The sequence below is a fragment of the Nitrospirota bacterium genome (assembly GCA_035516965.1).
GTDB lineage: Bacteria > Nitrospirota > UBA9217 > UBA9217 > UBA9217 > MHEA01.
This window is the reverse complement of record DATIZR010000036.1, coordinates 23,125-31,005: the sequence shown is the minus strand read 5'-3', so window position 1 is coordinate 31,005 and position 7,881 is coordinate 23,125. Positions and strand designations below refer to the sequence as shown.

The window sequence follows — 7,881 nt, the reverse complement described above, 5'->3', positions numbered from 1 at the left end:
AGATTCGGCAGCCAAGCTCGGGGTCGACCTCGCGACGCTGTACAGGAAGCTGAAGAAGTTAAGAATTGAGTCGTAAGGCTGGGTCTGAATTGTCGGCAGAGAAACGACCGCAATAGCAGTTGTTTTGCAGTGAATGAAGTTAATATAGAATGTAATGTAAACAACCAGGTTGCAATGCCGGCCGATACGGAGGAGGTGCAGCATTCCGGTTGAAACCTACACATGAACACCTCGCTTTAAAGGGCATCTCGAAACCGATCCGCACCGGCAATTCCGGCTCCCGCCTGAAAGAAACACACTGGCGCTTAAGTAGCCTGAGCTGCAATGTTTATTTGCCACGCATGGGAATGTATATGAATATTTAAGGCTGATAACCAGCTTGACAATCGCTTTTTCAAATGTTACACTTTCATCCTCAAATGGTATAATACTTGTTTTTTACTCAGAGCAAACCTCGGGAACCCGGGGGCGTAGATTCGTGAAGCTCATTAAAAGAGTTATCTTTATGACCGTTCATGCTGTTTTATATTCTAGTCGAGCCGCCAAAGAATAAGATCTTTTTGGCGGCTTTTTTGTTTAACCTTATGGTTTACCTGAATTCTTACTTTGCTCAGAGCAAACTCCGGGGAACCGGGGGACGCAGAACCACGAAGCTCAATAAAACGGTAACCCTTATGACGGGTTCTGCTGTTTTATCTGCTCGTCGAGCCGCCAGAGAATAAGATTTTTCTTTGGCGGCTTTTTTTAATCCGAACCGGGCGGGGACTCGCGTCCAGATGCTTTCGTCAAGTTTATGGTGCAGGTTCATACCAGGAGGCAGCCGTGTTCATCCTTTTAAGGGGATTCATTCTACCCATTGCGATGTTGATGCTGAGTTTCCCTGTACATGCAGAAGAAGTCTCCAAGGAACAGCGCAAGAGTCTGGATGAACAGGTCCAGGAGATCAAGGCCGATACTCTCAGTATCGCGACGCAAATGCGTTTGCTCGAAGAGAAGCTGCTGTATCCATCCAGTACCCAGGTTGCCGTCTTTCTGTCTTTGGACAAGGCGGCGAAGTATCGCCCCGATTCGATCGAGATCCAATTGGAGGGCAAACCGGTCACGTATCACCTCTATACCGTCAGGGAACTCGAAGCACTGAAGAAGGGTGGCGTGCAGCGCCTTTACACCGGCAATATCAAATCCGGCGAGCACGACCTGCAGGTACTCCTGACCGGAAAAAACTCGGGCGGATTGGAATTCTACAGGAATGAAAGCTTCAAGGTCAGCAAAGATGCGGGACCGAAAATGGTAGAAATCCGCCTGATCAATGCCGCTGATCAAATTATCACCCTGAGGGATTGGTAGCGCTCATGTCCAGATTTTTTGTAGTGCTGGCTTCCCTGCTGTTCGCAGCGCTTGCATTCTCGGCCGGCATAGCCAACTCAGAAGACAAGAAGAATCTCTATGATTACGGCGAAGCCCTTTATTACGCCTATCAGGGCGAGTGGTTCGAAGCCATCGCCCGGCTCGATGCCCAGCAGGCTCAATCCCGCGGGATCGACGAATCAGGGTACAACGCGCCTTTCAGCCACTCCGAACGGCTCGCGGGTGACTTCGAGCTGAATTACCGGATGCATCAACGCGCCGGGCGCGCCATCAAGGCGGTGATCGAGGGCAACGCCGGGGATGACCTGCGCAACGACGCCATTTTCCGCCTGGCCCGGATGTACTTTCAGAAAGACCAGCCGGAAAAGGCATTGCAGACTGTCGAACTCATCAGCGGCGCCGTTCCCGAAACGATCCGCTCCGACCTGGCTTTTTTGGAGGCGAATATCGCTTTGGCCAACGGCCGCAATGCCGAGGCCATAACCATTCTGAAAGACCTGCAGGACGAGAAAAGCCTGCAAGGGTTCAGTTCCTACAATCTGGGGATTGCACTGCTGAGAAACGGCAACGAACAGGATGGCCGGGAGTATCTGGACCGTACCGGCCGGATAAAGAGCGACGATCCGGCCACGCTGGCGATCAAGGACAAAGCGAACCTTGTCCTCGGCGAAAAGCTGTTGAGTGAAAACAAGTTCGAGGCCGCCAAGCAGACGCTCGACAGGGTGCGCCTCAGCGGTCCGTTTTCCAACCGGGCGCTGCTCGGCTCGGGTTGGACCGACGCCTCGCGGGAATGGTTCGAAAATGCCCTGGTGCCGTGGAGCATCGTGGCTGAGCGCGAGGCCACGGACCCGGCGGTGCAGGAAGCCCTGCTCGCCGTCCCCTATGCCTACAGCAGGCTCGGTGTGTACAGCACGGCTGCGTTGAAGTATGAATCGGCCCTCAAGGCGTTCGGCAGGGAGATCGAAAAGCTCGGCGCCTCCATCGCGAGTATCCGCCAAGGCAAATTTCTCAAGGTCCTGGTGCGGGAGGAGCTGAAACAGGATGCCAACTGGGTGGTCAAGCTGCGCGAGCTGCCGGAAACTCCCGAAACATTCTACCTGCTCGATCTGATGGCCTCCAACGATTTTCAGGAATCACTGAACAATTATCTCGACCTCGAGCAGCTGCGGAAAAAACTGGAGGCCTGGGCCGGGGACCTGGATGCCTTTGAAGAAATCATCCAGCAGCGCTCGGCGCATTACGAACCGCTGCTGCCCTCGATAGACCGGGAACTCATGCGCCTCGAGTCTCATATGCAGTTGCTGTCGGAGCAGCGGGACCGGATCGCACAGCAGCTGCAGGCCATGCTGCATGCGCCGCGGCCCGATCTCCTGATCACTGCCGACGAGCATGCCATGAGCGAGCGGATTGCACATCTGGAGAAGATGGCAACCCCGCAGAGCGACGACGGACAAAGGTTCGGCGAGCGGATCAGTCGGCTGCGGGGGGCGCTGTACTGGAACATTCATACGGAGTATGACAGGCGGTTTGGCGATGTCCGCGAACACCTCGACGAACTGAACCGGGAGCTGGAATCGCTCCACCAGCAAGACGCGGCATTTTTCCGTACCCGGCAGACCGTGACCGGGAGTTATCAGGGGTATGGTGACGCGATCCGCGTCCAGCGGCTGCGGATCAAGGCCGCCCGGGAAAAAGTACGGCTCCTGATGGTGCAACAGGGGCAGGTGCTCGAGACCATGGCGGTAAATGAACTGAGCAAACGGCGTGATCGTCTTGAGGAATTCCGGGTCAAAGCGCGCTTTGCCCTGGCGGACAGCTACGATCGGGCCAGCAAGGCCCGACTCCGTAAGAGAGACGGACAATGAGGACGCCGAATTCCGGAAAGAGAGGCCGAATTCGAAATTTTTTCGCAATACGAAGGGAAGCCCGGTGAACCAGAGGGTGGAAGCTTCAAGAGGATCATTTTTTTACCTCGGGAATAGAGATCCCCTCTTCCGCTTGGGCGGGACTGCGCACTCGCGCCGACGCGGGCTATTAGAGCCTGGCGCGAATAAGCGTGTTCCTCCCTCGGCGGGAGCCGGGGGATGCCTGGTCGCCGGATTGAGCGTGCTCGTGCTGCCGCTGCTTCTGAGCGCCTGTCAAACGACCCGCAAGGATACCATCGCCCAGTTGCGGAACAGGCAGATCGAGATCAAGGAAGAGAAGATCGAGGACGGACGCGAGAAAGCGGTGGAGAGTTACCGGCGCTTTCTGGATCAGACGCCGGATTCGGCTCTGAAGCCGGAAGCGATCCGTCGCCTGGCGGACCTGAAAGTCGAAACGGAATATGGCCTTCTTTCCGGCGATACGGGAACTGAGAAAAGGGCGGCCCAGGCACGCGTTCCCGCCGACACTCCTGCCGGGGCCGGGTACGGACCTGCCGAAGGAGCTGATGACCTGGAGCGTGTCGGCGCCCGTGAAGCCATCGAACTCTACAAGAAGCTGCTGAACGATTATCCAACATACGAACACAACGACCAGGTGCTGTATCAGATGTCCCGCGCTTACGAGGAGCAGGGCCGTGTCGAGGAGGCCATGCAGGTCATGGACCGGCTGGTGCGCGAATATCCGCGCTCCCCGTACATTGATGAAGTGCAGTTCCGGCGCGCTGAATATTTCTTCACCCGCAGGCGTTACCCGGACGCGGAAGAGGCCTACGACAGCATTGTGGCCAGGGGCGCCTCTTCATCCTATTTTCAGCTCGCCCTGTACAAGTCGGGCTGGGCCCTATACAAGCAGGAACGGTATGACAAGGCCTTGGAGCAATTCGTTGCCCTGCTGGATAACAAGGTGTCAACGGGGTACGACTTTGGTCAAACCGGTGATGAGGCGGAACGAAAGCGCATCGATGATACCTTCCGGGTCATCAGTCTGAGTTTCTCCAGCCTCGGGGGCTCCGGCTCCGTGGTTGAGTACTTCACCCGGCAGGGGAAGCGCAGTTACGAGGACGCCGTCTACAGCAACCTGGCGGAATTTTACTTCAACAAAAGACGCTATAGCGATGCTGCCGCAGCCTACGACACCTTTGTCAGCCGCAATCCCTTCCACAAGGCATCGCCGCAATTCCAGGCGCGGGTGATCGAGATCCATCTTGCCGGGAGGTTTCCCAGCCTGGCCATTGATGCGAAAAAGCAATTTGCCGAAAAGTTCGGATTAAAATCCGAATACTGGCAGCACTTCGAACCCAGCGCCCGTCCGGAAGTTCTGGTCTGGCTCAAAACGAACCTCGCGGATCTGGCCAGGCATTATCACGCGCTTTTCCAGAGCCCGAAGCAGATCAAGGAAAAAAAGACAAACTTCGAAGAAGCGGTGCACTGGTATCGGGAATTTATCGCTTCCTTTCCCCAGGACCCGGATGCGCCGGCCCTGAATTATGCGCTGGCGGATCTGCTCCTGGAGAACCGCTCCTTTGATCTTGCGGCGGTGGAATACGAGAAAACCGCCTACGAATACGCCCGCCACGAAAAGTCCTCGCAGGCCGGCTACGCGGCAATTTACGCCTGGCGGAAAGACTTCACCGGCGCCGCACCCGAGGCAAAGGATCAGGTGGCGAAGGAGGTCGTGCGCAGCTCGATCACGTTTGCCGACACCTATCCCGAGCATGAGAAGGCAGCAATCGTTCTGGGGGCGGCTGCGGACGACCTGTACGACATGCAATATTATGAACCGGCCGCGAACGTAGCACGCAGGCTCGTCGACAGATTCCCCAATGCCGATGCGGACCTCCTGCGCCAGGCCTGGCTGGTGATCGGCCTTTCCACCTACGAGCTGCGCCGCTACAGCGAAGCTGAAACCGCTTACGGGAACCTGCTGGAGCTGCTCCCTGCCGGAGACAAAAACCGCGATGCCCGGATCGATAACCTTGCGGCAGCCATTTACAAGCAGGGAGAACAGGCGAATGCCCGGGGAGACCATCAGGCGGCGGCCGAGCATTTCCTGCGCGTCGGGCGTCTGGCCCCGACGTCCAGGATCCGGGCGAACGCGGAGTACGATGCGGCTGCCGCGCTGATCCAGATCAGGGATTGGAAGACGGCTGCGAGTGTGCTGACGGGCTTCCGCGGCATGTTTCCCGGACATGCGCTGCAGCCCGAGGTGACCAGGAAGATCGCCTATGTGTACCAAGAGGATGGGCAGCTCTCCCTGGCTGCCGATGAATATGAACGCATAGAACGGGAATCCAAGGATGATGACGTAAGGCGTGAGGCTTTGCTGACCGAAGCAGAACTGCTTGAGAAAGCCGGGGACCAGGCGCGCACGATGGCCGTGTACCGGCGCTATGTGAATCAGTTCCCCGATCCGGTCGAACCCAACGTGGAAACACGCGATAAAATCGCTGAAGTTCTGAAGAAGAAAGACCGGGACGGCTACCTGGCCGAACTCAGGCAGATCGTGGCCATTGACGCGAGCGCGGGCAGCGGGCGCACGCCGAGGACCCGCGCCCTTGCCGCGAAAGCCGCATTGGTACTGGCCGGGTCGACCTTCGACCGGTTTGCCGAAGTCAAACTGATCGAACCGGTCGAGATCAACCTGAGCAAAAAAAAGGAGTTGATGAAGGCTGCGACCCAGCAGTTCAGCCAACTGCTCGATTATGAGGCCGGCGACGCCACCGCAGCGGCGGCCTTTTATCTGGCCGAGACCTATGCCGACTTCAGCAGGGACCTGAAAGATTCCGAACGGCCCGCGGGCCTGAACGCTTTGGAACGGGAAGAGTACGACCTGGCCATCGAGGAGCAGGCGTATCCCTTCGAAGAAAAGGCTATTGCAACGCATATGAGCAATCTCGAATTGATCTCCCGGGGTGTTTACAACGAGTGGGTCGACAGGAGTTTGGAGAAACTTGCCAGGCTCGTTCCCGCCCGTTACGATAAGCCGGAAGAGAAGAGTCCCGTTATCACTTCGTTGGACAGATACGCGTACGTGATCGAACATCCGGAGCAGTTCGCACCACAGACGCCCAGAAAGGCGGCGCAGGCCGGAGAAGCGAAGCGGGATGCGCAACCGGCTGCGGCTCAAGAATCCGCAAAGGCGGAAAAGCCTGCTCCGGGAGAAGACAGCAAGGACAACAAGGGTACCCCCTGAGTTGGGGGGGGAATAAAGCTTAGGAATATCTTGGCCGCCGAGGCCACAGAGAAAGGCCAAAAAGCTATTTTTGCTTTTGTATTCCTCCGTGTTCTCGGCGTCCTCTGTGGCTAAAAGCTTTTCCGGTTTATCCGGACCAGGTGTATAAGATAGGAGCCGGGCGGTGCAGGCCAGAAATGCAGGGCAGATACAGTGGTCGAACGTCAGAAGGCGGACCGGGTGGGTGGCACTGGTGATGGTGCTCGCGCTTTTTTCCGGGTGCGCCGTTAAAAACACAGGTCCCACCGTGGACCGGCTCAAAGACGGCCGGCAAGGGTTCGTTATCCAGGAACAACCGGTCGTCGATGCCGAATTGCGCGGCGAATTCGAGCGCGCCGTGGCCCTGATGAATGACGGAAACAATGCTGCGGCCATCGAACTTCTGACAAAGGTGATCGAGCGGTCACCAGGCAGCACGGCACCGCATATCAACATTGCAGAAGCGTACGTGCTGACCGGGAAGCCTGAGCTGGCAGAGCAGCACCTCAGAACGGCTTTGGGGCTGGTCCCCGGTCATCCGGTCGCGAGCAATGAATACGGTCTGTTGCTTCGCAAGGCAGGTCGTTTCAGCGAGGCACGGGAGGTCTATGAGAAAGCGATCGCTGCTTTCCCGGACTATCTTCCTGCCCGCAGAAATCTCGGGATCCTCTGCGATCTGTATCTGAATGACGCGCCATGCGCCCTCAAGCAATTCGAGATCTACAGCGAGGGGATGCCCGCGGACGGGCAGGTCAAAATCTGGATTGCCGAGCTGCGCATGCGGCCGGGCGTTAAATGAAGATAATGTCACTATTTCGACCACGGATGAGCACAGGTCTCGGCTGCGCCTCAACACACAGATTAAAATATTTATTATCTGAGTTTATCCGTGCGCGCTTCTCAGCCAGCACCCGGTGTTTATGAGTACACAGCGCGAATGCAGGGCACGCCTGTGGTGAATAAAGACTCTTGTTTTGGTTCGCTTTCCAGGTTAGGTGATGAAAGGAGAAAGTATGCATCGAAAACCACTGCTTTGGCTGTGTCTGCTTCTGGCGCTGCTCGGCACGGCCATGGCCAAGGATAAGGAATCACAGGTCAAGGCACCGGCCGCCAAAGAGCTTTCGGGCATGTCCATCGTGGGCAACGATGATGCGCCCAAATCCCTGTATATTGTGCCCTGGAAAACGTCTGAAATCGGTGCGGAGACAGGCTTGAACATGATGCTGACCGAAAGTGCTGTGCCGGTGGATCGAGAGGTCTTTATGCGGCAATTGGATCTTTTTGAGATCAGCACCAAGAAATAAGGATGTCACTTCGGGATTGACAATACGAACGTTCTTTCACGAGCGAAAACGGAGGAGCAAAACATGGGATTTT

5 protein-coding genes and 1 riboswitch are annotated in these 7,881 nt (G+C 56.7%); all 5 genes read left to right on the top strand.

Features of this window, described 5'->3' with window-relative positions:
• Positions 1-604: 604 nt before the first annotated feature.
• A riboswitch (cyclic di-GMP riboswitch) is annotated at positions 605-716 on the top strand.
• A gap of 106 nt (positions 717-822) precedes the next feature.
• Positions 823-1,347, top strand: a complete 525-nt coding sequence (locus tag VL197_04270; GenBank protein HUJ17188.1) for a hypothetical protein — start codon at positions 823-825, stop codon at positions 1,345-1,347.
• A 5-nt stretch (positions 1,348-1,352) separates the two neighbouring features.
• Positions 1,353-3,233, top strand: coding sequence for a hypothetical protein (locus VL197_04265; GenBank protein HUJ17187.1), 1,881 nt, complete (start codon positions 1,353-1,355; stop codon positions 3,231-3,233).
• A 241-nt stretch (positions 3,234-3,474) separates the two neighbouring features.
• Positions 3,475-6,486: a tetratricopeptide repeat protein gene (locus tag VL197_04260; protein ID HUJ17186.1), complete on the top strand. Its 3,012-nt coding sequence runs from the start codon at positions 3,475-3,477 to the stop codon at positions 6,484-6,486.
• A gap of 235 nt (positions 6,487-6,721) precedes the next feature.
• Entirely contained in the window at positions 6,722-7,303 is a 582-nt protein-coding gene (locus tag VL197_04255; protein HUJ17185.1) for a tetratricopeptide repeat protein, read from the top strand.
• A 214-nt stretch (positions 7,304-7,517) separates the two neighbouring features.
• Positions 7,518-7,808, top strand: a complete 291-nt coding sequence (locus tag VL197_04250) for a hypothetical protein (protein ID HUJ17184.1) — start codon at positions 7,518-7,520, stop codon at positions 7,806-7,808.
• Positions 7,809-7,881 lie beyond the last annotated feature (73 nt).

Coding starts and splice junctions, on each gene's coding strand:
- VL197_04265 (HUJ17187.1), top strand. CDS start 1,353: ATGTCCAGATTTTTTGTAGTGCTGGCTTCCCTGCTGTTCGCAGCGCTT.
- VL197_04255 (HUJ17185.1), top strand. CDS start 6,722: ATGGTGCTCGCGCTTTTTTCCGGGTGCGCCGTTAAAAACACAGGTCCC.
- VL197_04250 (HUJ17184.1), top strand. CDS start 7,518: ATGCATCGAAAACCACTGCTTTGGCTGTGTCTGCTTCTGGCGCTGCTC.